General features: G+C 70.8%; 26 protein-coding genes and 4 pseudogenes. 12 read left to right on the top strand and 18 right to left on the bottom strand.

Annotation, left to right across the window (positions count from 1 at the left end; genetic code table 11):
• Positions 1–34: 34 nt before the first annotated feature.
• Entirely contained in the window at positions 35–856 is an 822-nt protein-coding gene (locus BJ961_RS34315; RefSeq protein WP_271416659.1) for a class I SAM-dependent methyltransferase, read from the bottom strand.
• A 49-nt stretch (positions 857–905) separates the two neighbouring features.
• A complete protein-coding gene (locus BJ961_RS34310; protein ID WP_271416658.1) occupies positions 906–1,478 on the bottom strand; it encodes a CPCC family cysteine-rich protein in 573 nt (190 codons plus the stop codon).
• Between the two features lie 235 nt (positions 1,479–1,713).
• Here BJ961_RS34310 and mshA point away from each other — a divergent pair, with 235 nt between their 5' ends.
• Together mshA and BJ961_RS34300 are read left to right on the top strand one after the other, a co-directional pair.
• A complete protein-coding gene (gene mshA, locus BJ961_RS34305; protein ID WP_271416657.1) occupies positions 1,714–3,087 on the top strand; it encodes a D-inositol-3-phosphate glycosyltransferase in 1,374 nt (457 codons plus the stop codon).
• Positions 3,080–3,586: a type III secretion system chaperone family protein gene (locus BJ961_RS34300; protein ID WP_271416656.1), complete on the top strand. Its 507-nt coding sequence runs from the start codon at positions 3,080–3,082 to the stop codon at positions 3,584–3,586. The genes mshA and BJ961_RS34300 overlap by 8 nt, the downstream gene beginning before the upstream one ends.
• An 18-nt stretch (positions 3,587–3,604) precedes the next feature.
• Here BJ961_RS34300 and BJ961_RS34295 read toward each other — a convergent pair whose 3' ends face one another.
• Positions 3,605–4,456: an AraC family transcriptional regulator gene (locus BJ961_RS34295; RefSeq protein ID WP_271416655.1), complete on the bottom strand. Its 852-nt coding sequence runs from the start codon at positions 4,454–4,456 to the stop codon at positions 3,605–3,607.
• Positions 4,457–4,505: 49 nt separating this feature from the next.
• Here BJ961_RS34295 and BJ961_RS34290 point away from each other — a divergent pair, with 49 nt between their 5' ends.
• The gene (locus BJ961_RS34290; protein WP_271416654.1) at positions 4,506–4,970 is read left to right on the top strand and encodes a DUF2000 domain-containing protein; all 465 of its coding nucleotides are present in this window, start codon (positions 4,506–4,508) and stop codon (positions 4,968–4,970) included.
• A 13-nt stretch (positions 4,971–4,983) separates the two neighbouring features.
• Here BJ961_RS34290 and BJ961_RS34285 read toward each other — a convergent pair whose 3' ends face one another.
• Positions 4,984–6,261, bottom strand: a complete 1,278-nt coding sequence (locus BJ961_RS34285; RefSeq protein WP_271416653.1) for an MDR family MFS transporter — start codon at positions 6,259–6,261, stop codon at positions 4,984–4,986.
• A 169-nt stretch (positions 6,262–6,430) separates the two neighbouring features.
• Here BJ961_RS34285 and BJ961_RS34280 point away from each other — a divergent pair, with 169 nt between their 5' ends.
• Positions 6,431–7,192 carry a phosphoglyceromutase gene (locus BJ961_RS34280; protein ID WP_271416652.1) on the top strand — a complete coding sequence of 254 codons (762 nt, stop codon included), beginning with the start codon at positions 6,431–6,433 and terminating at the stop codon, positions 7,190–7,192.
• 87 nt (positions 7,193–7,279) lie between these two features.
• On the opposite strand, the gene BJ961_RS34275 is transcribed toward BJ961_RS34280, so the two are convergent.
• Together BJ961_RS34275 and BJ961_RS34270 are read right to left on the bottom strand one after the other, a co-directional pair.
• Positions 7,280–7,462, bottom strand: a complete 183-nt coding sequence (locus BJ961_RS34275; protein ID WP_271416651.1) for a hypothetical protein — start codon at positions 7,460–7,462, stop codon at positions 7,280–7,282.
• 435 nt (positions 7,463–7,897) lie between these two features.
• A pseudogene (locus BJ961_RS34270) lies at positions 7,898–8,920 on the bottom strand (tyrosine-type recombinase/integrase); the annotation flags it as partial.
• 253 nt (positions 8,921–9,173) lie between these two features.
• Here BJ961_RS34270 and BJ961_RS34265 point away from each other — a divergent pair.
• Positions 9,174–9,422, top strand: coding sequence for a hypothetical protein (locus tag BJ961_RS34265; protein WP_271416649.1), 249 nt, complete (start codon positions 9,174–9,176; stop codon positions 9,420–9,422).
• Positions 9,423–9,455: 33 nt separating this feature from the next.
• On the opposite strand, the pseudogene BJ961_RS36325 reads toward BJ961_RS34265, so the two are convergent.
• Positions 9,456–9,887: pseudogene (locus BJ961_RS36325) on the bottom strand (phage terminase small subunit).
• A gap of 129 nt (positions 9,888–10,016) precedes the next feature.
• On the opposite strand from BJ961_RS36325, the pseudogene BJ961_RS34250 reads away from it, so the two are divergent.
• Positions 10,017–10,832 (top strand): annotated as a pseudogene (locus BJ961_RS34250) (IS5 family transposase).
• Positions 10,833–11,067: 235 nt separating this feature from the next.
• A complete protein-coding gene (locus tag BJ961_RS36100; protein ID WP_333782098.1) occupies positions 11,068–11,229 on the top strand; it encodes a GIY-YIG nuclease family protein in 162 nt (53 codons plus the stop codon).
• A gap of 168 nt (positions 11,230–11,397) precedes the next feature.
• On the opposite strand, the pseudogene BJ961_RS34245 reads toward BJ961_RS36100, so the two are convergent.
• Positions 11,398–11,841, bottom strand: a pseudogene (locus BJ961_RS34245) (ATP-binding protein).
• Positions 11,842–12,170: 329 nt separating this feature from the next.
• Between BJ961_RS34245 and BJ961_RS34240 the strand changes: the two are divergent.
• Positions 12,171–12,929 carry a GntR family transcriptional regulator gene (locus BJ961_RS34240; RefSeq protein WP_271416646.1) on the top strand — a complete coding sequence of 253 codons (759 nt, stop codon included), beginning with the start codon at positions 12,171–12,173 and terminating at the stop codon, positions 12,927–12,929.
• A 236-nt stretch (positions 12,930–13,165) separates the two neighbouring features.
• Here the strand turns inward: BJ961_RS34240 and fmdA are convergent, their stop codons facing one another.
• The 5 genes from fmdA to BJ961_RS34220 form a co-directional block, all read right to left on the bottom strand.
• Complete coding sequence (gene fmdA, locus BJ961_RS34235) at positions 13,166–14,410, bottom strand: formamidase (RefSeq protein ID WP_271416645.1); 1,245 nt, start codon at positions 14,408–14,410, stop codon at positions 13,166–13,168.
• A 21-nt stretch (positions 14,411–14,431) separates the two neighbouring features.
• Positions 14,432–14,731: an FmdB family zinc ribbon protein gene (locus tag BJ961_RS36265; protein WP_381332777.1), complete on the bottom strand. Its 300-nt coding sequence runs from the start codon at positions 14,729–14,731 to the stop codon at positions 14,432–14,434.
• 329 nt (positions 14,732–15,060) lie between these two features.
• The gene (locus BJ961_RS34230) at positions 15,061–15,372 is read right to left on the bottom strand and encodes a transcriptional regulator (protein ID WP_271416644.1); all 312 of its coding nucleotides are present in this window, start codon (positions 15,370–15,372) and stop codon (positions 15,061–15,063) included.
• Entirely contained in the window at positions 15,369–15,860 is a 492-nt protein-coding gene (locus BJ961_RS34225; RefSeq protein WP_271416643.1) for a hypothetical protein, read from the bottom strand. The genes BJ961_RS34230 and BJ961_RS34225 overlap by 4 nt, the downstream gene beginning before the upstream one ends.
• A gap of 152 nt (positions 15,861–16,012) precedes the next feature.
• Positions 16,013–16,396, bottom strand: coding sequence for a cupin domain-containing protein (locus BJ961_RS34220; RefSeq protein ID WP_271416642.1), 384 nt, complete (start codon positions 16,394–16,396; stop codon positions 16,013–16,015).
• A 110-nt stretch (positions 16,397–16,506) separates the two neighbouring features.
• Between BJ961_RS34220 and BJ961_RS34215 the strand changes: the two genes are divergently transcribed.
• Entirely contained in the window at positions 16,507–16,887 is a 381-nt protein-coding gene (locus BJ961_RS34215; protein ID WP_271416641.1) for a VOC family protein, read from the top strand.
• A 187-nt stretch (positions 16,888–17,074) separates the two neighbouring features.
• On the opposite strand, the gene BJ961_RS34210 is transcribed toward BJ961_RS34215, so the two are convergent.
• From BJ961_RS34210 to phoU, 4 genes are all read right to left on the bottom strand, one after another.
• On the bottom strand, positions 17,075–18,340 hold the full coding sequence (locus BJ961_RS34210) for a lanthionine synthetase LanC family protein (RefSeq protein ID WP_271416640.1): 1,266 nt from the start codon (positions 18,338–18,340) through the stop codon (positions 17,075–17,077).
• 74 nt (positions 18,341–18,414) lie between these two features.
• A complete protein-coding gene (locus BJ961_RS34205) occupies positions 18,415–18,768 on the bottom strand; it encodes an SCO4225 family membrane protein (RefSeq protein ID WP_271416639.1) in 354 nt (117 codons plus the stop codon).
• A 179-nt stretch (positions 18,769–18,947) separates the two neighbouring features.
• Positions 18,948–19,103: a hypothetical protein gene (locus BJ961_RS34200; RefSeq protein ID WP_271416638.1), complete on the bottom strand. Its 156-nt coding sequence runs from the start codon at positions 19,101–19,103 to the stop codon at positions 18,948–18,950.
• 143 nt (positions 19,104–19,246) lie between these two features.
• Positions 19,247–19,936: a phosphate signaling complex protein PhoU gene (gene phoU / locus BJ961_RS34195; protein ID WP_271416637.1), complete on the bottom strand. Its 690-nt coding sequence runs from the start codon at positions 19,934–19,936 to the stop codon at positions 19,247–19,249.
• Between the two features lie 248 nt (positions 19,937–20,184).
• Between phoU and BJ961_RS34190 the strand changes: the two genes are divergently transcribed.
• Together BJ961_RS34190 and BJ961_RS34185 are read left to right on the top strand one after the other, a co-directional pair.
• Positions 20,185–21,453 carry a sensor histidine kinase gene (locus BJ961_RS34190; protein WP_271416636.1) on the top strand — a complete coding sequence of 423 codons (1,269 nt, stop codon included), beginning with the start codon at positions 20,185–20,187 and terminating at the stop codon, positions 21,451–21,453.
• A complete protein-coding gene (locus BJ961_RS34185; RefSeq protein WP_052842909.1) occupies positions 21,450–22,130 on the top strand; it encodes a response regulator transcription factor in 681 nt (226 codons plus the stop codon). Before BJ961_RS34190 ends, BJ961_RS34185 begins: the two co-directional genes overlap by 4 nt.
• A gap of 119 nt (positions 22,131–22,249) precedes the next feature.
• Here BJ961_RS34185 and BJ961_RS34180 read toward each other — a convergent pair whose 3' ends face one another.
• Positions 22,250–22,981, bottom strand: coding sequence for a copper chaperone PCu(A)C (locus tag BJ961_RS34180; RefSeq protein ID WP_271416635.1), 732 nt, complete (start codon positions 22,979–22,981; stop codon positions 22,250–22,252).
• A 654-nt stretch (positions 22,982–23,635) separates the two neighbouring features.
• Between BJ961_RS34180 and BJ961_RS34175 the strand changes: the two genes are divergently transcribed.
• A complete protein-coding gene (locus BJ961_RS34175) occupies positions 23,636–24,118 on the top strand; it encodes a CarD family transcriptional regulator (RefSeq protein WP_003953493.1) in 483 nt (160 codons plus the stop codon).
• The last annotated feature ends 28 nt before the right edge of the window (positions 24,119–24,146 follow it).

Here is a 24,146-nt window from a genome sequence, read left to right as displayed (position 1 = left end):
TCCCGGGCCGCATCGGCCCGTCCGCCCCGCCGGTTCACGCGCGGGGCGCCAACGCCTCCCACCGCACCGTCACTTCGCCCTGACGCCACCGCACCGGCCCGTCCGTCACCGGCCAGTCGGCCGTCAGGTCCCGCACGGCCCGCATCCAGCGCTGCCGGGCGCCGTAGGAGGCGTAGGGCGCGGCGGCCGCCCAGGCGCGGTCGAAGTCGCGCAGGAAGGCGTGCACGGGCTCACCGGGGACATTGCGGTGGATGAGCGCCTTCGGCAGCCGTTCGGCCAGGTCGGAGGGGCGGTCCAGGGAGCCGAGACGGGTCGCGAAGGTGAGCGTGCGCGGCCCCTCGGGACCCAGCGCCACCCACACGTGCCGGCGCCCGATCTCGTCGCAGGTGCCCTCGACCAGAAGCCCGCCGCGCGAGTGCCCGGACGCCGGTGCGAGCCGGGCGCACAGCCGCTCCCAGACGGCGGCGACCTCCCCCTCGTCGTACTGGCGCAGCACGTTCGCCGCGCGGATGAGCAGCGGCGGCCCGCCCTCGGGTACGGGCACCTCGAAGCCGCCGTGCCGGAAGAGCAGGCCCTCGCGCGCGTACGGCGCGGCCGCCGCCACCCGCGCCGGGTCGATCTCGACGCCCACCACGCGCGCGTGCGGCGCGACCGTGCGCAGGCGGTGCAGCAGTTCGACGGCGGTCCAGGGGGCCGCGCCGTAGCCGAGGTCGACGGCGACGGGGTCGGCGGCGCGGCGCAGTTCGGCGCCGTGCACGGCCGCGATCCAGCGGTCCATGCGGCGCAGCCGGTTCGGATTCGTCGTCCCGCGCGTGACCGTGCCCAGGGGGCGGGTGGCGGCGGCACGGACTGGCATGCCTACGAGGGTAGGCGGCCGCCGGCCGGGGGGCGGCCGCCCCCCGGCTTCACGGCTGCGGGTCCGGCCGTGGGTCCGGCCGTGGGCGCGGTCGCAGGTGGCGCCGCCAGTAGGTCGGCCGCCAGTAGTAGAGGGTGGCGAGGTCGTCCGGGTGAGGCGTGGTCCCGGAGGTGTCCTGCTCGAAGGGGTCGAGGTCGGGGTCGGCGAGGCGCCAGCCCGGGTCCACCGGTTCGTCGGCCCGCGGCGGGCGCACGCGCCGGACGTGCTCCTCCTCCACCGCGCCGAAGCGCCGGTAGTTGGCCTGCGCCTCCATCAGGCTCAGACCTCCGTTGGGTCCCATGCCGGTCCACGGGTGGCGCAGCTGGTAGGGGTCCTCCTCCCAGAAGCACACCTCGCAGATCTCGTACGCCCACAACCGGCTGAACATCTGGTGCCCGCAGGCCGGGCAGGGGTACCAGCCCCCGGGCGGCGGAGCCACCGCGTCCGACTGCGCCTCGGCGACGCCTCCCGAGGCGTGCGCCTCCAGGGCCTCCAGGGCCTCCAGCGCGGCGAGCTCGGCGAGCTCACGTGCGTACTCGGTGTCGTGCGGTGCGGCGGCGAGATGATCTTCCGGGTCGGACATGACGGGAGCGTAGGCGGGCACCCGCGAAGCCGCCGACCGATTTACGCCGAAGCTCGAACCCGGGGGGCGGGAGAGGCGCCGCACGCAACGGGGCCTCGAACGGTTGAGCGATTCACGGTAATGATTCGGCAAAGGTCGGAAAACCGGAATGGAGCACCACCCGTCCGGTGTTTTGGGCCTTGGAGGACGGCGCACGTCCTCGGCCCGGCATGCCCGCAGCGAGGAGGAACGGCTCGTGAGCCAGTACGTCAGCAGGCTCGGGCGTCGCTCACCGGCTGCCTCCGCGCGGCTCCGGCTGCTGCGCAGGCCCCGGCGCGTCGCCATGCTGTCCGTGCACACCTCACCGCTCCACCAGCCCGGCACCGGCGACGCCGGCGGCATGAACGTCTACATCGTGGAGCTGGCCCAGCGCCTCGCCGCGATCAACATCGAGGTCGAGATCTTCACGCGCGCGACCACCGCCGCGCTCCCGCCCTCCGTCGAACTGTCCCCCGGCGTCCTCGTCCGGCACGTCGACGCGGGCCCGTACGAGGGGCTGGCCAAGGAGGAGCTGCCCGCCCAGCTCTGCGCCTTCACCCACGGAGTGATGCAGGCCTGGGCAGGCCACCGCCCCGGCCACTACGACCTCGTGCACTCCCACTACTGGCTCTCCGGGCACGTCGGCTGGCTCGCCGCCCAGCGCTGGGGCGCCCCCCTCGTGCACGCCATGCACACCATGGCCAAGGTCAAGAACGCCAACCTGGCCGACGGCGACACCCCCGAACCGGCCGCCCGCGTCATCGGCGAGACCCAGATCGTCGCCGCCTCCGACCGGCTGATCGCCAACACCGCCGAGGAGGCCGACGAGCTGGTCCGCCACTACGCCGCCGACCCCGGCAGGGTCGCCGTCGTCCACCCCGGCGTGAACCTCGACCGCTTCCGCCCCTTCCCCAAGGGCACCGTTCCCGGACCGGGACAGCACGGCAACGCCCGCGCCGCCGCCCGCGCCCGCCTCGGCCTGCCCCAGGACGCGCTGATCCCGCTCTTCGCGGGCCGCATACAGCCCCTGAAGGCGCCGGACATCCTGCTGCGCGCCGTCGCCGTACTCCTCGACGAACGCCCCGAGCTGCGCTCCCGCATCGTCGTCCCCGTCGTCGGCGGCCCCAGCGGCAGCGGCCTCGCCAAGCCGGAGGGCCTGCAGAAACTCGCCGCGCGGCTCGGCATCGCCGACGTCGTGCGCTTTAGGCCGCCCGTCGGCCAGGAGCAGCTCGCCGACTGGTTCCGGGCCGCGTCCGTGCTGGTCATGCCGTCCTACAGCGAGTCCTTCGGGCTGGTCGCCATCGAGGCCCAGGCGGCCGGCACGCCGGTCCTCGCCGCGTCGGTCGGCGGCCTCCCGGTCGCCGTGCGTGACGGGGTCACCGGCCGCCTCGTCGACGGCCACGATCCCGCCGCGTACGCGCGCGTGCTGCGCGACTTCGCCGACAATCCCGACCTGACGCCCCGCATGGGCGACGCCGCCGCCCGGCACGCCCAGTCCTTCGGCTGGGACAGCGCCGCCGCCACCACCGCCGACGTGTACACGGCCGCGATCCAGACCCACCGCCGTCGCGTACGCTCGCACCATGGCTGAGGCACCACAGCACAAGGCAGCGCAGGTCCTCGAGGAAGCGCTGAAGGACGCCGAGGTGGAGTGGGAGAGCCCCGAGCCGGGCACCTACGTCGTCAAGCTCCCCGGCACCCGCAAACTGTCCACGACGGTCTCCCTCCTCCTCGGCCGGCACTCCCTCTCGCTCCAGGCCTTCGTCGTCCGCCACCCCGACGAGAACGAACCGGCCGTCCACCGCTGGCTCCTGGAGCGCAACCTCAAGCTGTACGGCATCGGTTACGCCGTCGACCGCCTCGGCGACATCTACGTCACCGCGAAGCTCCCCCTGGCCGCCGTCACCCCCGACGAGATCGACCGCCTGCTCGGCCAGGTCCTGGAGGCCGCCGACGGCGCCTTCAACACCCTGCTGGAGCTGGGCTTCGCCTCCGCCATCCGCAAGGAGCACGCGTGGCGGACCTCGCGCGGCGAGTCGACGCGCAACCTGGAGGCGTTCAAGCACCTGATCGAGCGCTCCGACGGCTGATCCCGTCCCGGGCCCGGCTCAGCTCCGGGCGCCACTGGTCCGGTACCGCCCCGGCGTGACCCCCACCAACCGCTTGAAGTGCCGGGTCAGATGGGCCTGGTCGTAGAACCCGGTGACGCCCGCCACGTCCGCCGGGGACCGTCCGGCCAGCAGCAGCCGCCGGGCCCGGTCGACCCGGCGGGACATCAGGTACTGGTGCGGCGCGATGCCGTAGGCGCCGCTGAACGCCCGTACGAGGTGGGCCGGATGGGCCGGCACCAGCGTCGCCGCCTCCTCCAGCGCGATCCCCGCGACGACCCGCTCGTCGAGCAGCTCCCGCAGCCGCCGGGCGAGGACGGGATCCCGCCGCACGCCGTCCGTGCCCTCCCTCGGCCGCAGACGGGTGCGCAGCCGGTCGCCGATCAGCGTCAGTCTGCTCTCCGCCTCCAGCTCGTCCCCGGGCAGCGCGAGCGCCGCGTGCAGCTGCCCGACCCGCCGCCTCAGCACCGGATCACGCACGTCGGGGGCGTCCACGGCGGCCCCGATCAGCTCGTCGCCCAGCCGGGAGGCGTCCAGGTACAGCACGCGCTTGCGGAAACCGTCCGGGGTGGCCGGGGAACCGTTGTGCGGCACGTGCGGCGGCAGCAGCGACACCGTGTCGTGCGGGGTGCCGTGCTCGTGCCGGTCCAGGTCGTACCGCACGGCGCCGTCGTCGACGATGAGCAGCGTCCAGGCGTCGTGGACGTGCATCGGGTAGGCGTACTCGGTGTAGTGGGCGTGGAAGACCTCGACGACACCCGGGACGCGGGGCCGCCAGGCGGAGACGCTCCGCCGGTCGCCCCGGGGGTCCTTCCGCCGGTCCTTCCGCTCGTCGCTGTGCTGGCCGGCCATGCAAAAAACGTACAAGACCGGGCGGGGTGCGGGTCGGCAGTCTCACGGTATGAGCACGCACGACGCAGACCACGCAGCCGGGGCGGCGGCCTCCGAAGCCCCCATCCGTTTCGACACCAAGATCGCCGTACTGCTGCGCGAGGACCTGGAGACCTGGCAGCGCCTCAACGTCACCGCCTTCCTGGTCAGCGGCCTCGGCAGCCAGTTCCCCGAGGTGGTCGGGGAGCCGTACGAGGACGCGGACGCCGTCGGCTACCTGCCGATGCTCCGCCAGCCGGTGCTGGTCTTCGAGGGCACGAAGGAGACGCTGACGACCGCCCACGCGCGCGTGCTGTCCCGCGCCCTGCCCCGCGCCCTCTTCACGTCCGACCTCTTCACCACGGGCAACGACCGCGACAACAGGGCCGCGGTACGGGCCGTGGCGACGGCCGACCTGGACCTGGTCGGCCTCGCGGTGTACGGCCCGAAGAACGCGGTGGACAAGGTGCTGAAGGGGGCGCGGATGCACCGGTGAGCGGGCGACCGGATCAGACGGCGCCGGCGTCGATCCGGGGCGCGGGGGCGTCGGACGCTTCCCGGGCAGCCGCTGTCCCGTCCTCCGACAGACCCCGCATGAGCGCCCAGTACCCGGCCGCCGCCACCGTCCCGACGACCGCGCAGACGCCCCACAGCCACTCGGCGCCCCAGTGGTCGATCACGAACCCGGACATCAGCGGGGCGACGAGGGCGGCGACCGCCCAGGACATCGTGTACATGCCCTGGTAGCGCCCGCGCCCGTGCACGGGGGAGAGGCGGACGACGAGCCCGGTCTGGGTGGGCGCGTTGACGACCTCGGCCAGCGTCCACACGCACACGGTGAGGGCGAAGACCCCGACCGACCCGGCGAAGGCGGTGAGCCCGAAGCCGTACCCGGCCAGCAGCGACGAGGCGACGAGCAGCAGCCGCGGATCGCGGTGCTCGATGAACCGGGTGACGGGGATCTGCAGGACGACGATCAGGAACCCGTTGACGGCGATCGCCAGCCCGAAGTCCGCGGGCGTGAACCCGGCCTCGCCCATGGCCACCGGAAGCCCCACGTAGGCCTGCTGGAAGATCAGCGCGACGAGGAAGGACAGCCCCACGACACCCATGTACCGCCCGTCGCGCAGCACGGTCCCGAGCGAGACACGCGTCGCCTCCCCAGCGCCGGGCATCTTGTCGGCGTGCTCCCTCGGCCGGGACTCGGGCAGCTTCACGAAGACGAGGACGGCGCAGGCGAGCGTCATCCCGGCCTCGATCAGGAACCCGGCGAGATAGCTGACCTCGGCGATGAACCCGGCCGCCATGGAGGAGACCGCGAAGCCGAGGTTGATGGCCCAGTAGTTCAGCGAGAACGCCCGGATACGGTCCTCGGGCCGCACGATGTCCGCCATCATCGCCTGCACCGCCGGCCGGGAGGCGTTGCTCGCCATGCCGACCAGGAAGGCGACGGCGGCGATGGCCGCGGGGTCCCGCATGAAGCCGAGCAGCGCGACCGACAGCGCGGTCGACGTCTGCGCGACGAGCAGCGTCGGCCGCCGCCCGAACCGGTCGGTCATCACCCCGGCGCCCAGCGAGGACACGACCCCGCCGAGCCCGTGCAGGGCGGCGACCAGACCGGCGTACGAGGCGGAGTAGCCGCGGTCGATGGTCAGGTACAGCGCCATGAAGGTGGCGACGAAGGCACCGAGCCGGTTGACCAGGGTGCTGGTCCACAGCCACCAGAACTCACGGGGGAGCCCGGACACGCTCTCGCGTGCGGCACGTCTCAGACCGACGACTGACATGGGACCCCCGTAAGCATGCGGAACGAACGCCGATGTAAGCGGCGAATGCGGTAAGCAGAACTTACGAAGACGTCGCCCCGCGGGGCCACCCGATTAACACTTCCCGTCAACCGTCCGCCCACCGGGCGCCCGGCGCGGGGGATCGAGCGCTTGGATTACGCTCGGAACCATGGCCGACGCACCGTACAAGCTGATCCTCCTCCGCCACGGCGAGAGCGAGTGGAACGAGAAGAACCTGTTCACCGGCTGGGTGGACGTCAACCTCACCCCGAAGGGCGAGAAGGAGGCGACGCGCGGCGGCGAGCTGCTCAAGGACGCCGGCCTGCTGCCCGACGTGGTCCACACGTCCGTCCAGAAGCGCGCGATCCGCACGGCCCAGCTCGCACTGGAGGCCGCCGACCGCCACTGGATCCCGGTCCACCGCCACTGGCGCCTCAACGAGCGCCACTACGGCGCCCTCCAGGGCAAGGACAAGGCCCAGACCCTCGCGGAGTTCGGCGAGGAGCAGTTCATGCTGTGGCGCCGCTCCTACGACACCCCGCCGCCCCCGCTGGACCGCGACGCCGAGTACTCCCAGTTCTCCGACGCCCGCTACGCCATGCTCCCGCCCGAGCTGCGCCCGCAGACGGAGTGCCTCAAGGACGTCGTCGGCCGCATGCTGCCGTACTGGTTCGACAGCATCGTCCCCGACCTCCTCACCGGCCGCACGGTCCTGGTCGCCGCCCACGGCAACTCGCTCCGCGCCCTCGTCAAGCACCTCGACGGAGTCTCCGACGCGGACATCGCGGGCCTGAACATCCCGACGGGCATCCCGCTGTCGTACGAGCTGAACGCCGAGTTCAAGCCGCTGAACCCCGGCGGCACGTACCTCGACCCGGACGCGGCCGCGGCAGCGATCGAGGCCGTGAAGAACCAGGGCAAGAAGAAGTAAGCCTGCACGAATAGGCCCCCTACCTGCGGGTTCTCCGCCGGGAGGGGGCTTTTCGTTACCTCTGGGCCGTTGTTGGGCCGTGTTCGGTCACGAGCGAGGCTTCGTGAGGATCTCGGTCTTCACCTGGAAGGCCACCAGGAACGCCGTCAAGACAGCGGCCGCCGTTGGTGCTGGAGACCAGCCGCCGAGGACGCCGATCGCGCCGCCGACGAGGACGAACGGGAGGTCTCGGGGGGCCAGGTAGAGCGCGAGGCGAGAGCGTGACAGCATGTCCTTCTCCAGTTGTGCGTCTCGGTATCCTGCTACGGATCTTCGCAATGCACCGACGGAGACGAGAGCCACCCCTTGCCCGGGGTGGCTCTCACCATTCGGCAGGCAGGACGCTACCCCTTCTGAGGGGTCTCCACAAATGCCCTGCTAAACGTCTTCCTTGAGTGTCGTTCTGCCCTTCGTTGGGGATCGAGAGTGTTTCTTGGGTGGTGCGAGCCGCTTCACTCACGGATGGAGCAAGAACCATCCACGCGTGGAACGTTCGCGCAGGTGGGGCCTCACCGGCGGGCTAGTATCTCGGAAAGCTCCGCAGTAGAAGGCGACTCAGTAGTCATTGCTCGATGATGCTACCGAGATAGCTATCGACCGAGATAGATAGCTACCAGGAGAGGTAGCTAATGATCCCGTTATTGCTTCTCGGATAGCGCTTCTAATTTACTTCCCTGAATAGTGAAGCTGAATAGAAGCAAGATGTGTCCATTTTGACTCGCTTCCGAAGTAAATGTCATGGACCGCTCTTCGGGTACGCTCGCTACTGGTCGGCATCAGGTGTGCATAGACACGAAGCGTCAGCCCAGGGTCTGAGTGGCCGAGGTACTCCGCGAGGGCCTTGACGTTCTCCCCGGCGTCAAGGAGCACTGAGGCGTAGAAGTGGCGCAACGCGTGCATGCCGTTCTCGCGGGACTCGGCGTGCGGCTGGCCTCGCTCGGGAGTCGGGATGACGCCGGCCGTGACGAGAGCTGCCTTCCACGCCTCCTCGTTGAGCGACGTACGCCAGACGTGCCCGCCGCGCGGCCCGGTGAAGATGAGTCGCTTGGTCACCGGGGGACCGTCGGCGACCTTCCACGGCAAGGTGATCTCGACTGGCGGGAAGCGCTTCATGTGGGCCCGGAGCGCATCAGCGACCGGGCCGGGAAGCGGCACGTCCCGCAGCTTGCCGCCCTTCGGGGGCGCGAACACGGCCTTGCTGCGGCTCAGCTTCAGTTGCTGGACCACGTGGAGCGTGTCCGAGTCGAAGTCGATGGCGTCGACAGCCACGCCCAGAATCTCGCCCTGGCGGAGCCCGCAGCCGCCGCCCAGATCGACCATGGCTTGGTAGCGCTCGGGCATGGCGGCCCGGACGGCGAAGACCCGCTCGGGCGTCCATGGCACGACGCGCTTGTTGTCGACGGTCGGCGGACGGACGGACCGGGCGGCACCCGGGTTCCGAGGAAGGTGACCGTCGTCCACGGCCGCGCTGAGCGCCGCGCGCACGTTGGAGTAGATCGTCCGGGCGTAAGACCCCCGGACGCCGTTCTCCTGCAACTGCCGTATCCAGTCCCGGATGTGCGCCGGCTGGAAGGAGCCGAGCGGACGCGAGCCGAGGTAGGGGAAGGCGTGCAGCCGTAGTTGCGACTCCATCGAGGCTTGGGTGTTCGGGTCGGCGCCCTGCGTGGCGACCCAGCGTTCGGCGTACAGCTCACCCCCTGATCGGCCTGAACGACCTGAACGACCAGGATAGCTACGGATATTCGGCTTGCGGCCTGGTATCGTTTCTACCGTTGGGACAAGTGGCTCGGTCGAGAGGCCCAGATCTGGCGGGGGATGCACATCGAACATGCCCGGACACGTGTTGATCCACGTGGAGGTCGAGAGGTATCGCCTCTCGACAGCGACCGCATCATGCGTCGGTCGGCTGGCTTGATGTGCAGTGCCGCTCAGTCAAGGTTCCTTGACCGACGCTCCGATCGAATCGGAGGAGTACCTCTTGTCTTCACCAGCCCATACGTGCAACCACCGCGTCTACGACGTGCTGCTCGTTGCACTCACGTCGCTAGTGGTCGCCCTCGTGACGGTCACGGCTCTGGTGGTTAACAGTCAGCCCGTGATGACGAGTATGGCACTGGGCGGTAGCATCCTGGCCTTCTCGTTTGCGGCTGGCATGACCGCCCTCTCCTACATCCGGAAGCAGGACGACTGATGAAGCATGGGCGACCCCTAGTCGCCCATGCGCTCAGCCGATGCCCGCATCGCGTTTGTAGTCGGCGATGGCGAGAACGGCGGCAGAGTCCTGCTCGTCCTCGGGCTCGTTCAGCTCGATGTGCACACGGCGCCGGTCGCCCTCGGCGACAAGAAGTCGCTCGAAGGCGGAGTAGATGGTCTGGCGCATCTGCCCACTGCGCTTGCCCGACTTCTTGTAGTGGGACAAGTCCTCGCACAGCGAGAAGGCGAACGCCCAGTCGGAGTTCTGGTAGAAGTCCGCCTGGCCTGAAGTCTTCAGCGGGTCTCACAGCCGGCGGGCGATGGGGTGCCAGTCCCGATCCGCGTTCGGGATCTTGACCGGCCGCATCTCGCCCTTGGTCACCGGCTGCTGGTCGCTGCCCTTGCGCGACCGAGGGGCGCGCGAGGTCTCCTCACCATTCGGGACGGGGCCACGTGCGCCCACCGGTCACCTCCTGTCAGCGTACGGACTTTCACGTGTACACCGACAGCCAGGCCCCCGGGCTCGGGCCATCGTTCTTCACTTAGAGGTCATCTCACGTGGTGATCGCGTGATGCAGCACGATGCGGTCTCGTGATTGATGATCTTTCGCGTCGGCTGGTGCCCGACGGGTTGTGGGAACTGGTCGCGCCGTTGCTGCCGGGGTTCAAGTCCCGTCCGCAGGGCGGGGGTACGGCGCCGGTGGACGAGCGGGCGGTGTTCACCGCAGTGGTGTATGTGCTGACCAGCGGATGTGCCTGGCAGATGCTGCCGGATTCCTTCGGGGTCTCGCTGGCCACGGCGCACCGGCGGTTCACGGTCTGGGCGGAGGTGGGGCAGTGGCGCCGTTGCACCGGGCGGTGCTGGACGAACTCGGGGCCCGGGGGAGGTCGACTGGAGCAGCGCGATCGTGGATGCGGCGAGTGTGCGCGCGAAATGGGGGCTCTCTGACCGGGCCGATCCCAGTGGACCGGGCAAGAAGGGCAGTAAGCTGCACGTTCTGTCCGACGCCCAGGGCGTCCCGCTAGCCGTCGGCATCTCCGGTGCCAACGTCCACGACACCCACGCGCTGCGGCCGCTGGTCAGGGGGATACCCGCAGTCCGCTCCTGGCGTGGCCCTCGTCGCCGCCGACCCGGCAAGCTCCGGGCCGACAAGGCGTACCACTCCGCCGAACATCGCCGCTGGCTGCGCGAGCGGAACATCGCCCCGCGGATCGCGCGGCCCGGGGTGTCGAGTCCAACGAACGCCTTGGACCCCACCGTTGGAAGAACGAGCGCACCATGGCGTGGCTCTTCGGCTACCGCCGCCTCACCGTCCGCTACGAACGCAAGGGTGAACACTTCCTCGCCTTCCGCGGCCTCGCAGCCGCCCTTACCTGCTACAAGAAGCTGGCGAAACTCGCCACATGAGATGACCTCTAAGACGTATCCGCTGCGCTACCCGAGCCGCAAGGTGCCTACAGGGCATGTGTCACTCAGTTCGCCACCGATGGGCTGGGCGACTGCATACGACAACGTGGCTCGAACCGGTGGGGTGCAGCGAGACACACGCGCACCTGGTCGGTCGACGCAACCGCCATCGTGGCTGACGTTCGTCGGCTGAGGCTCATGTGTCAACGGGTCAGCCCCCCTCTCGCGAAGTGCCTTGAGTGGCAGCGAACCGTGGGACCTGGAGTCACAACTCATCTCCCAACTCGACCTGCCGCTGAACCTTGACCAGAATAGCCACAACGCGTTCCACAGTCGCTTGAAGGAGCTACGGGTCCAAGCTCGTCAGCGAGCGCGGGAGTTGCCCATTAGCTCGTAGGCCGCGCAGGCTCTGCCAGACTCCATTTATGGGGCTTTTGCACGAGCCCACCGTCCTGACCAGCACAAACCCAGCAGTAGCCCACGCCAGTCGGCCCCCGTCCTGCGGTTACTCGGCAGGGTGGGGGCCGGCCGGTGTTGAGGACCGGCGCTCGTGTGATCGGTCGTGTCAGGACGGTGGCCAGGCGTTGGCCATCTCGAAGGAGACCACCGTCCCGCAGAAGGGGCTGGGACCGGAGTGCCAGGAGTCGGCGATTGAGTCGACCAGCAGCAGCCCGCGCCCATGCGCGTCGTTGGCGTCGGGGGACCTCAGTCGCACGCTCTCGGGGAGCCCAGGGTTGTGCACCTCGACCCGGAGGGCGGTGGTCTCCACGCGGAACTACTCGACTCGAACAAGCCAGGGTGCTTCCGCCGTGCCGTGGACGACGGCGTTGGTCACCAGCTCCGAGAGCGGCAGGACGCAGTCGTCGACCGAGCAGATCGGCTGGTAGGGGGTGAGGAACTTCCGGAACCAGCGCCTGGCCCGGGGCACGGACTCGGTGACGGGGTTCAAGGTCATCGCGCCGAGGCGCGGGGACTCCTCACACGGATAGCGGTCGATCGCGTAAGCCACCCGTCCTCACTCCTCGCCGTCGATGTCGCGACGGCGGGGATTCCGCTTGCATCTGTGGAGATCCCGTCTGTCCGTGCTGACGAACTTGTGAGTCGACGCTCTCGCCGTTGACACCGCGGCAGCCGAAGGTTCGAAGCCGTACGACGCCATATAGCACCCCTTTCAAGAAGTCATCGCGACATCTCTAGACAGGTACTGTGGTCGACATCTCTAGAGACGTCAAGTCCGTTGTGTCGAACCGCCCTTGAGGAGTCGGAGTCGCTACTCGCAGCGAGCGAACCCCCGACCTGTGGCCTAAGGTGTCTAGAGAAGAAGAGGAGGCTCACGGGATGGTCAACACGGGAGGCGACCGGCGCCCCAAGTACCAGCGGATCGCCGACACGCTGCGCGAAGGGATCCGGTCGGGCGAGTACGGTCCCGGTGATCGGCTCCCGGGGGAGAACGACCTCATGGTCACGCACGGCGTGGCCCGCATGACGGCCCGACAGGCTTTGAGCGTCCTGCGGGACGAAGGTGTCGCCGAGGCACGCAAGGGTGCCGGCGTGTTCGTCCGGGAGTTCCGTCCGCTCCGGCGTCGGGGCGTCCAGCGTCTTGCCCAGCGGCAGTGGGGCAACGGCCGGTCCATCTGGTCGGCCGACATCGAGAACCGTTCACTCGAGGTGGACCGGATCACGGTGGCCGACGAAGCCGCGCCCGACGGCGTCGCCGCGGTCCTGAGCCTGGCCGACGAGGAGACGGTGTGCGTGCGGCGTCGGCGCTTCGTCCTGGACGGCAAGCCCGTACTGCTCGCGACGAGCTACCTGCCCGCGTCCCTGGTCGCCGGTACCGCGATCACGCAGGAGGACACCGGCAAGGGCGGGACGTACGCCCGGCTCGCCGAACTCGGCTGCGAGCCGGTGCACTTCCGTGAGGAGATCCGCTCGCGCATGCCGTCGAAGGACGAGGCGAGCCAGTTGAGCATGTCGGCGGGCACCCCGGTCATCCTCGTCTGCCGCACCGCGTTCACGGACGAGGGCCGCCCCGTCGAGGTCAACGAAATGACCCTGGACGCCGCCTCGTACATCCTGGAGTACGACTTCGACGCGTGACGTCGGGCGAGTCACGCCCCCCTCGCGGATTCAGAGCCCGCGCACGGCGCGCGCGGGAGCGCGCTGCCTTCGTGGCGGGGACGGCGCGTGCAATACGTCTCGGGCCGCACCTCGGAGGCATGGGGCGTGGGGCATGCGGTGTTCGCGGAGAAGCCCCCTGCCTGCGGTGATTCCGCCGGGAAGGGGACTCTTCGCTTCTTCGCTGCTCTGCTGCTTCGAACGCTCCCCGCGAGGGGCTAGCTCGTGCGGGCGCAGCTTCCGCGGTCGGTGTGCTGGGGGCCGTCGGTGGACGGGCGGATGTCGAAGTCGAAGATGGCGGTGGGCAGGTAGAGCGTGGCGCAGGAGTTGGGGATGTCGACCACGCCGCTGAAGCGGCCTTCGATCGGGGCGGCGCCGAGCAGCAGGTAGGCCTGTTCGGGTGAGTAGCCGAACTTGGTCAGGTACTCGATCGCGTTCAGGCAGGCCCGCCGGTAGGCGACATGGGAGTCGAGGTAGCGCTGGCGGCCGTCCTCGTCGACGGAGATGCCGACGAAGGTGAGGAACTCGCTGTACCGCGGCTCGACGTTGCCGGGGTAGAAGACCGGGTTCGTCGTCACCCCGTAGGTCTGCATGCCGCCCTTGATGAGGTCGACGCCGAGATCGAGGTAGCCGCCCATCTCGATGGCGCCGCAGAAGGTGATCTCGCCGTCGCCCTGGCTGAAGTGCAGGTCCCCGACGGAGAGTTTGCCGCCCTCGACGTACACCGGCAGGAAGATCCGGGCGCCGCGGGTGAGGTTCTTGATGTCCTGGTTGCCGCCGTTCTCGCGGGGCGGCGCGGTGCGTGCAGCCTCCCCCGCGGCGCGCTCGAACGCGTCGCCTTCCAGCGTGCCGAGGAGCGCCCGCCGCGGCTCCGGCGGCAGCGCGAGCGGGGGCACTCGGTTCGGGTCGGTCGCGATGAGCTCGGCCTCCCGGGCGTTCCACCGGCCGAGCAGGTCGTGCGACGGGGCGGTGCCGATGATGCCCGGGTGGGTGATGCCGGTGAAGCGCACGCCGGGCAGGTGGCGGGAGGTCGCGATCTGCCCGTGGAAGTCCCAGACCGCCTTGTACGCGTCGGGGAAGTGCTCGGTGAGGAAGCCGCCGCCGTTGGACTTGTCGAAGATGCCCGTGTAGCCCCAGCCCTGGCCGGCGACCGGCCCGGTCTCCTGCGGGACGGGGCCGATGTCGAGGATGTCGACCACCAGCAGGTCACCGGGTTGCGCGCCCTCGACGGCGATCGGACCGCTCAGCGGATGGACCATCGAGAGGTCGAGGTCGCGGATGTCGTTGGCGGAGTCGTCGTTGTGCACCTCGCCGTCGAACCACTCACGGCATTCGAGGCGGAACTCGGCGCCGGGCCGAACGGTCGCCACCGGCGGGATGTCGGGGTGCCAGCGGTTGTGCGGCGGGACTGCCTGGTCGTAGAACGACCGGGACTGGTCGACGCTGAAGAGCACTTCGGGCATCTGTCGTTCCTTGCCTGTGGGTCACGGTTTCGGGAGGCGGGCGTGCAGTGGGTTCGGCGGACGAGCAGGACGAGCGGGACGAGCAGGACCACGGGGTGGTGCGGGCGTGCCGTGCAGCACCGTCGGCTCGTGCGCGCTGGCGTCGGCGGCGTCGCGCGCCCGTCGCAGTGCGGAGCCGGGGGAGGTGAGGGCGGGCGGGGCGTACACACGCGTCGCCGCTGCACCGCACGTGACGCACGTCGGCTCATGGGCCGGGGCGTCGATCGGGCGGACCACCTCGAACACGCCGCAGTGCCCGCACGCGTAGTCGTACCTCGCCATGGGAGAGCCTCCGCGTCGCATGGGGCGGACGGGGGATGCCATGGCGCCGGCCGGACGTCCCCACTGCCGCTGAATCAATTCGTGGTGATTTGAGCATAATGATCAGCTCGGCGGTGGGGATGAACGACTCGGGGCGGAGTAACCCTGTCGGGTACGGCGGCGCGCAGATGGGGGGTCGCGCCGCGCCGTGTTCGGCGGGCCCCACGGGGGACGGCGGCCTTGCCGGTGGCCGCCAAGCCGTGCTGGTCCCGCGCAGGTGCCGCGCAGGTGCCGCCGCCGCGGCCGAGGGCGCCGGGACGCGTCGTCCCGGGTGTTCGGGAACCGAGTGTCTAGTCCGACGGTTCCACGATCGCGCGCAGTGCCGCGAGGTGGCCCCGGTACGCGGCCCGGCCCCGCTTGGTCAGCCGGAGCCAGACCCGCTGGCGGGTGTCGCGGACGGCCTTGCGCTGTTCGACGTAGCCGGCGTCCATCAGGACGGTGACGTGTTTGCTCAACGCGGAGGCGGAGAGGTCGAGTTTCGTCTGGACCAGGCCGAACTCCGCCTCCCCCGCGGCCTCCAGGAGGGCGCAGGCGCGCAGGCGGTGCGGGGCGTGGATCGTGGTGTCGAAGCCCTCCAGGGGGTCGTGCGGGCCGGCGCTCACGCGGCCCTCCGGTGCAGGCGTACGAAGGTGAGGTGGAAGCCGACGGACGCGGCCGCGCCGATCAGGGAGGCCGCGATCAGCCACGCCGGTTGCCCCGTGGCGCGGAAGGCGAGCGGCGCCCCGACCAGCAGCAGGGGGAGGCCGATCAGGAGGGGCAGGGTCGCCCGCTTCGGCAGTACGTCCAGGCGCAGCGCCACGCCGGTCCTGTCGCGCCAGGTCTTCGTCGCGACGGCCAGGAGCGCCGCGTAGGTCGCGGTGATCGTCACCATCACGGCCATCCAGGCGGGGCGCGGCAGCAGCCAGTACCGGTCGGTCACGACGCCTGCGAGGGTGAACGGGAGGACGGCGACGTAGAGCGTCAGGGTGATGAAGAACCACGTCGGCCACGGGGTGGCCGTCAGGGCGGCTGCCGAGGCCCGGACGCGCTCGGTGTCGGCCAGGGCGGCGCGGGCCTGCTCCGGCGTCAGTCGTACCCCGTGAGTTTCCATGGCGGAAAGAGTAGCGGTCTGTTTCCGATGTGGAAAGCCACGGGTTTCCGGTGGGGCAAGTCAACGGTCCGGGGGCGGGCCGGACGGTGCCAGGGTGCGCGCGAGGCGTTCCGGATCGCGGCAGTCGACGGCCAACTCCGTGAGTCTGCTGGTCATTTCTTCCCCGCGCCGTCCTGGCCGACCGCGTACCCGGGAACGGACGGCCACCGCACCGTCAGGACCACGGACTCCTCCTCCGCGTACCAGGAGTGGTCGACGCCCCTGCCCCACACGACGTAGTCGCCCTGCTCGGCCAGGACGACGCTGCGGCCGGGCAGTTCCACGCGGAAGCGCCCGCTGACGAGGACCTGGAGGGCGGTGCGTTCCTCGCCGGTGACCCAGTGGGCGCGCTGGTCGCCCTTCGGGTGAACGCCCCACTTGATCTCCACGTCCTCGCTGTGCCGAGGGTCGGAGGCGTCCTTGAAGTGCCCCAGCAGCCAGCCCCGGTCCAGTGCGGCGTCCTTGCCCGCGTTGCCCACGTACACGCTGTCCGTCATGGCTCAGGAAGCTAGCAGCCCGAAAACCCTTCGCCCCCGCCCACCTCTCCCGGTACGGTCGCCAGCGCGTTTCGCGCCCGTGCTTCCCAAGATGAGAGCAGGTTCCTCCCATGGCATGTCGGATCAGTGAGCTGGTGCTCGGTTGCCGCGACCCCGAGGCGCTGGCGCGGTTCTGGTGCGAGGTGCTGGACTTCGTCGTGCTCGACCGGGAGGGCAACGAGTACTTCGAGATCGGGCCGCGCGAGGGGTTCGGCGGGGCGCAGCCGACGATCATCCTCAGTCGCCGGGACGAGCCGGAGCCCGGGAAGTCCCGGCTGCACATCGACGTCAACGCCACCGACCGGGATCAGGACGCCGAGCTGGAGCGCCTCCTGAGGCTCGGGGCGCGGCCGGCCGACATCGGACAGACCGGCGAGGAGCAGTGGCACGTCCTCGCCGACCCGGAGGGCAATGAGTTCTGCCTGCTCAAGGCCCGTCTCAATCCCCTCTGAGCAGCAGCCGGACCGTCAGGCCGGCTCCACCGGCAGCCACAGTTCCGTCGTCGCCGTGCCGAAGCCGTCCGCCCGGTCCACGACGGAGACGATCGACGGAGACGATCGACGGGGACGGGGGCCTCCTTCGGCATCCACCGTGGCAGGGCGCACACCGGCGGCACCCGGTCGCCGCGGTCCGGTCCGGTCAGGCGGGCGGCGACACCGGCGCCTGGTCCGGCCACGTGAACGCGTACCCGGGGTCGCCCCCGCGGGCCAGACGCACGTAGCGGAGCAGCTCGCGGACGATGCCCGCGTTGCCCATCGCCCAGCCGAGGCGCGGTTCGAGGCCGCCCGGCGTGGACCGGAAGTCGACGTTGGACCAGCGGGCGCCCTCGGCGTCCCGGGTCGCGCGGGCGGTGAGGTCCGCGACGAGGACGTCGGCGAAGTCGTACGCGTCCCGCTGCTCGGCGATCCGGTCGCAGGCCAGGGCGAGGACGCCCGCGGTGCCGCAGCAGCGGCCGTTGTTGTCCCAGAAGCCGGGGCGCAGGCGGCGGGGCACACCGGAGCGGGTGACCGTGTGCCAGCAGCGGTCGGCCAGGGCGGTCCAGGCGGGATCGGACGTGACGTCGCGCAGGGCACGGAAGAGCTGGGCGTCACCGGTCGGGCCGTGGCACCAGCCGTAGCTGACGGGGTCGATCAGGTCGGGCAGGAACTGCGGGGTCGAGTGCCGGACCAGGAAACCGTCGGGGCCCGCCTCGTCACGGGACACGACGTCCGCCACGGCGGCCAGCGCCAGTTCGACCAGGTCCCCGCGGCCGGTGGCCGCGCCGACCCGGGCGAGCCCGAGGGCGATGCCGAGCGTGCCGTGCGAGATGTGGTGCAGCCGGGAGACGACGCCCGTGCGGTGGGGCCAGTGGACGCCCGCCGGGGTCTGCTCCGCCGTACGCAGGTACGGCTCCACGGCGAGGACCGCCAGGTCGGGGTCGCCGGCCAGGAGGGCGCCCAGGCCGATGCCCGCGTTGCCGCCCATCAGCTCGAAGAGCTCGCCCCAGCGGGTGCCGTCGAAGCGGGAGCGGACCAGGCGCAGGGCGCGGTCCGCCGCCTCGCCCGAGGCCGTGTCGCCCAGTTCCGTGTGGACCGTCCGCAGGACCAGGGCCAGCCCGGTGCGGCCGAAGTACAGGGAGTCGTCCTCCGCGTCGTCGACCCGGGCGGCGAGGCCGCGGGCCGCGCGCAGGGCCGTGTCGGCGTAGGAGTCGTCGCCGAAGTGGCGCCACGCCTCCAGAAGCGCGGGGACGACACCGGCCGCGCCGTCGTACAGCATCGGCTGGAGGACGTCCTCCGAAGGCCGGGCCGGCCAGGCGAGTCCGTCCTCGGGGGTTTCCCGCGCCGCCCCGGTCAGCCACCGCAGGCCGTCCACCGCGACGTCCTCGGCCTCGTCGACCGCCACGACCGTGGCTCCTGGTGCCGTCATGGGATCACTCTCGCACCCGCCGGGCCGAACCCGGTAGCGCCCGCCTGCTCAGCCCGCCGACACCGCCCGCCTGCTCAGCCCGCCGGCGTCAGCCGCCGCCCGCGCGGCCTCCGCAGCGTCTGCCACACCGTCCCCAGGGCCAGCGACTGGACCAGCGCCGAGAGCACGATGCCGCCGACGAGGAACCACGTCGGGGTGTCGCCGCCCCAGCCCGCCTCGCCGAGCCAGACCACGAAGCCGAAGGCCGGGAAGGTGAACAGGGCGGGCCAGACCCAGATGAGCGAGGCGTCGGGGCCGGTCGCGAAGAGGGGCCCCGCGGCGGCGACCGCCATCGCGCCGCCCACCAGGGCCAGGTAGACCGCCGAGACGCGGTTGGTGACGGCCAGGCGGGCGAGGGTGCGTACGCGGCTGGTCAGGGTCATCTTCATCGGGGGTCGCGCTCCCGTCGTTCGGCGTCGTCCGGCTTCCTGTTCTCCAGGGTCGGACGGCAGCGGTTCCGGGACCTGAGTACCCGTACTCAACTCGTACGACGTGACACCCAGGGGTGACCGTCAGGCGCGGCCGTACGGCGGCCGGGGGTTCCGGCCGCCGCCGTGCCGCCGGCGTGTCAGCCGCACTGGCAGGGGCTGCCCGACTGGCAGCCGCAGCCGCAGCCCGACCCGCAGCCGCACGCGGCGACCAGCGGGAGGCTGCGGATCTCGGCGGGCTGCTCGGTGGGACGTTCCTGTGCGGGGTCGGGCCTCGTGCTGGGGGAGTCGGCCATGGATCCTCCTGGAAGCGGGTGCCTGGGCCCAGGGTCCCGGGGCCCAGGGGTCCTGAGCCCATTGCACGCCCCGAACCGCCGTCGCATCAACGGCGCACTGGGGCGCGCGCTCGCCCCGATGCGCCGTCGGCACGCCGTCGGGCTCAGGCCCCCTCCACCTTCGTCGTCGGCTGGAGGTCCGCCTGGAGGTCGTCCGCGTGCTCGCCGGTGACCAGGTAGACGACGCGCTTGGCGACCGCGACGGCGTGGTCGGCGTAGCGCTCGTAGTAGCGGCCCAGGAGGGTGACGTCCACCGCGGTCTCGATGCCGTGCTTCCAGCGGTCGTCCATCAGGTGCTGGAAGAGGGTGCGGTGCAGGAGGTCCATCGCGTCGTCGTCCTGCTCCAGCTGGAGCGCCAGGTCGACGTCCTTGGTGATGATCACCTCGGCGGCCTTCGCCATCAGGCGCTGGGCGAGCTGGCCCATCTCCAGGATGGTCGCGTGCAGGTCGTGCGGCACCGCGCGCTCCGGGTAGCGCAGCCGGGCCAGCTTGGCCACGTGCTGGGCCAGGTCGCCCGAACGCTCCAGATCGGCCGACATCCGCAGCGAGGTGACGACGATGCGCAGGTCCGTCGCCACCGGCTGCTGCCGGGCCAGCAGGGTTATCGCCCGGGCCTCCAGCTCGTGCTGGAGGTCGTCGACCCTCTGGTCGGCCTCGATGACGGTCTCGGCCAGCTTCAGGTCGGAGTCGAGGATCGCGGTCGTGGCGCGTCCGATGGCCGACCCGACCAGCCGGGCCATCTCCACCAGACCGTCACCGATCGAATCAAGTTCCTCGTGGTACGCGTCCCGCATCAGGATTCCCTCTCGTACGTCCGTTTTCGGGGGCCCGGAGGACCGGCTCGTACCGGCGCCGCAGCGGCCCCGGACCGGCCCGCGGCCCCTCGCCGTGCCCCACGCTTACACGTTCCGTCCTGTACGCGTCCGTTTCCGGCACCCCAAATGAACCGTCCCTGGCTCCAAGGTGAACTCTGGGCGACGAGTGTTCGAGGTCGCACCCCGATGGCTGGGGCAGGGCTGTTCGCCGTGCCTAACCTGGAGACATGGACGTGAACGCGGCGGTCGCCGCAGTGGCAGCGATCGCCGGAGTACTCACCGGCGTCATCGCCGTGCTGGCGTTCCGCTGGAGCGAGCGCGAGCAGAAGCGCCCCACGCGCACCTCGCTCCACACGGACCCCGTACTGCCGCCCGGGGTCGACACCGTCCTCTCCGTACTGCGCTCCTCCGCCGTCGTCCTCGACGAGGCGGACGCGGTGGTCAAGGCCAGCTCGGCGGCGTACGCCCTCGGCCTGGTCCGGGGCGGCAAGCTCGCCGTCGAGCCCATGCTGCAGATGGCCCGGGACACGCGCCGGGACGGGGAGATAAGGCAGGTCGAGCTGGACCTGCCCAGGCGGGGGACGGGCCGCGGAGAGGCGCTCGCCGTCTCCGCACGCGTCGCGCCCCTCGGGTCGCGGCTGGTGCTGCTGCTGGTCGAGGACCTCACCGAGGCCCGCCGCATCGAGGCGGTACGCCGCGACTTCGTCGCCAACGTCAGCCACGAGCTGAAGACGCCGGTCGGAGCGCTCTCGCTGCTCTCCGAGGCCGTCATGGACGCGGCCGACGACCCGGAGGCCGTGGAGCGGTTCGCCGGGCGGATGCAGATCGAGGCGACCCGGCTCACCAACCTCGTACAGGAACTCATCGACCTCTCCCGGGTCCAGAACGACGACCCCCTCGACGACGCCGAGCCCGTCCGGGTGGACGAGCTGGTCGCCGAGGCCATCGACCGCTGCCGGCACGCGGCCGGCACCAAGCAGATCACCATGGCCGCCGGAGGAACGGCGGATCTGCACGTCCGCGGCAACCGCGGCCAGCTCGCCGCGGCCCTCGGCAACCTCGTCGAGAACGCCGTCAACTACTCGCCGGCCCGCACCCGCGTCGGCATAGCCGCCCGCCACGTCGCCGCCACCGGCGGCGACCTGATCGAGATCGCCGTGACCGACCAGGGCATCGGCATCTCGGAGAAGGACAAGGAGCGCGTCTTCGAGCGCTTCTACCGCGTCGACCCGGCCCGCTCGCGGGCCACCGGCGGAACCGGTCTGGGTCTCGCGATCGTCAAGCACGTGGTCGCCTCGCACGGCGGGGAGGTCACGGTGTGGAGCGCCGAAGGCCAGGGCTCCACGTTCACCCTGCGACTGCCGGAGGCGGGCCGGGCCCGCGACCGCGCACAGCGGCGTGCCGACCGCGCCGGACTCGACGACGAGGCCGAGCGGTCCCCATCCCCCCATACATCCCCTTACGAATCGCTTCCCGCCCCGGAGGTCCTTCCGTGACCCGTGTGCTCGTCGTCGAGGACGAGGAGTCCTTCTCCGACGCCCTGTCGTACATGCTCCGCAAGGAGGGCTTCGAGGTCGCCATCGCGACCACCGGCCCCGACGGACTCGACGAGTTCGAGCGCAACGGCGCCGACCTCGTGCTCCTCGACCTGATGCTGCCCGGCCTGCCGGGCACCGAGGTCTGCCGCCAGCTGCGCGGCCGCTCCAACGTCCCCGTGATCATGGTGACCGCCAAGGACAGCGAGATCGACAAGGTCGTCGGGCTGGAGATAGGGGCCGACGACTACGTCACCAAGCCCTTCTCCTCCCGCGAGCTGGTCGCCCGCATCCGTGCCGTACTGCGCCGCCGCGGCGAGCCGGAGGAGGTCGCCCCCGCCGCGCTGGAGGCCGGGCCCGTCCGCATGGACGTCGACCGGCACGTGGTGACGGTGGGCGGCACCAAGATCGACCTGCCGCTGAAGGAGTTCGACCTGCTGGAGATGCTGCTGCGCAACGCCGGCCGCGTGCTGACCCGCATGCAGCTGATCGACCGGGTGTGGGGCGCCGACTACGTCGGTGACACCAAGACCCTCGACGTCCACGTCAAGCGGCTGCGCGCCAAGATCGAGCCCGACCCGGGCGCCCCGAGGTACCTGGTGACGGTGCGGGGGCTCGGTTACAAGTTCGAGCCGTAGACCGGCCCACGGCCCACCGGCCCCCCGGTGAGCCGCCGGACACGCACGAAGGGCGGGACCTCTCCGAGAGGTCCCGCCCTTCGTGCGTATGTGCGTACCCGCGTACGTCCCTACGGTGCTCAGTTACCGGCTTCGGTGCCCGCTTCGGTGCCGGTGCCCGTCTCCTCGGAGGTGCCGTCGGTCGGGGTCCCGGCATCGGTCCCGGGGGCGGTCTCGCCGCCCTCCGCGGTGCCGGAGGCCTCGCCGCCGTCGGCCGGCTCGCCGGAAGCCACCCCGGAGGGCTCTCCGGAGGCGTCACCGGAGGGCTCCGCCGACGCGCCCGGGGTCGACGGGACGTCGCTCGGTCCCCACTCGGCGAAGTAGCTCTCGGCGGGGACGACGAAGGCGCGCAGGCTCACCTCGCCGGTCTCGCTGAAGGTGAAGGTGACCTTCTGCGCGTTGCCGTCCTGGACCGCCTCGCGGCTGCTGGGCAGGACGGCGGCGGCGTTGCCCTCGCCGCCGAGGACCAGGGAGCCCCCGGCCGGGACGGTCAGGTCGCCCTTCTCGCCCTTGGCGGGCTTCAGCTCGGCGGTCTTGCCGGTGCCGGGGATGGTGACGGACTCGAGGGTCTGGTCCGTGCGGCCGCCGTTGAACAGGGTGGCGGAGACCACGGCCGGGCCGGTCGACTCCAGGTCGGGCTGCGTGATGACGACCGCGTTCTGGACCTTGATGTCGCCGACGCTCGTCGCGGCGTTGTCCGGCTTGATCTCCAGCGTCTGGGCGTTGTGACCGGCGCCGCACGCGGCGAGCGAGGCGATCGAGAACGCGATGGCGGCGGCGGCGAGGGCACCGCGTCGAAGGCTCCGGCTCACGGCGGCGGCAACTCCTTGGACTCGAGCGAGTGGCGGCAACGGATAAAGCCGCCCTAAGTGGCTGTCAGCGGCCTCAGGCTACCGAGCCGTTCCCGGGCCGCCGCACCCGACCCTCCCCGAAGACGCCCGGCTTCGCCCGCCAGGCGGTAGGGCGGGCGCCGGGGCGGGGCGGGGCGGGGGGCCTTCCCGGAGTCGTTTTGCGGCTCGCAGTCGTCCGCAATCACGTATGAAGTCCGCCGTAGAAGGACGCCGCCATACGGGTCGTGGATCGGTGCGCGAAATTTCCGTGAAGGAATGCGCGGACGGCCGGGGAATTGATCACCGGCGGGCCGGTCGAGACGCCCGGTGATCAATTCCGGAATCGTCCGGAACCCCGCCACGGCCACCGAACGGAGTAGCGTAAGTCGCACGCATGGAACCGGACATATCGGGATCTTCGGGCAGGTGGGGGGCGCTCCGGATGTGTGTGACGTGCGTGTTTCGCCCGCCCTGAAGAGCCGCTCCGACCTGCGAATACTTTCTTCCGCTCGCCCGTCGCAGCACGTTCCTGTTGCTGTTGTCAAGCCCCGAGATATGCCCTGACCTGCGAAAACGCCATTCAGAAGACGCCGTTTCCGTGTTACCCTGGATAGCCACGGAAGGGGTACCTGTCACATGACGTTCAAGGTTGGCGACACCGTGGTCTATCCCCATCACGGGGCCGCGCTGATCGAGGCTATCGAAACTCGCCAGATCAAAGGCGTGGACAAGACCTACTTGGTGCTGAAGGTCGCCCAGGGCGACCTGACGGTACGTGTGCCAGCGGACAATGCGGAGTTCGTCGGCGTGCGTGATGTGGTCGGTCAGGACGGACTGGACCGGGTCTTCGAGGTGCTGCGCGCGCCGTACGCCGAGGAGCCCACGAACTGGTCGCGTCGTTACAAGGCAAACCTGGAGAAGCTCGCCTCCGGCGACGTCATCAAGGTCGCGGAAGTCGTGCGCGACCTGTGGCGCCGGGAGCGCGAGCGCGGACTCTCCGCAGGTGAGAAGCGCATGCTCGCCAAGGCCCGCCAGATCCTGGTGAGCGAGCTGGCTCTCGCGGAGAACACCAACGAGGACAAGGCGGAGGCCCTGCTCGACGAGGTGCTCGCCTCCTGACCTGAGGCGAGGCGCCGACCGTCACCCG

The sequence above is a fragment of the Streptomyces lienomycini genome (assembly GCF_027947595.1).
Taxonomy (GTDB): Bacteria; Actinomycetota; Actinomycetes; order Streptomycetales; family Streptomycetaceae; genus Streptomyces; species Streptomyces lienomycini.
The sequence above is the reverse complement of the archived record's forward strand: the minus strand, read 5'-3'. Positions and strand labels throughout refer to the sequence as shown.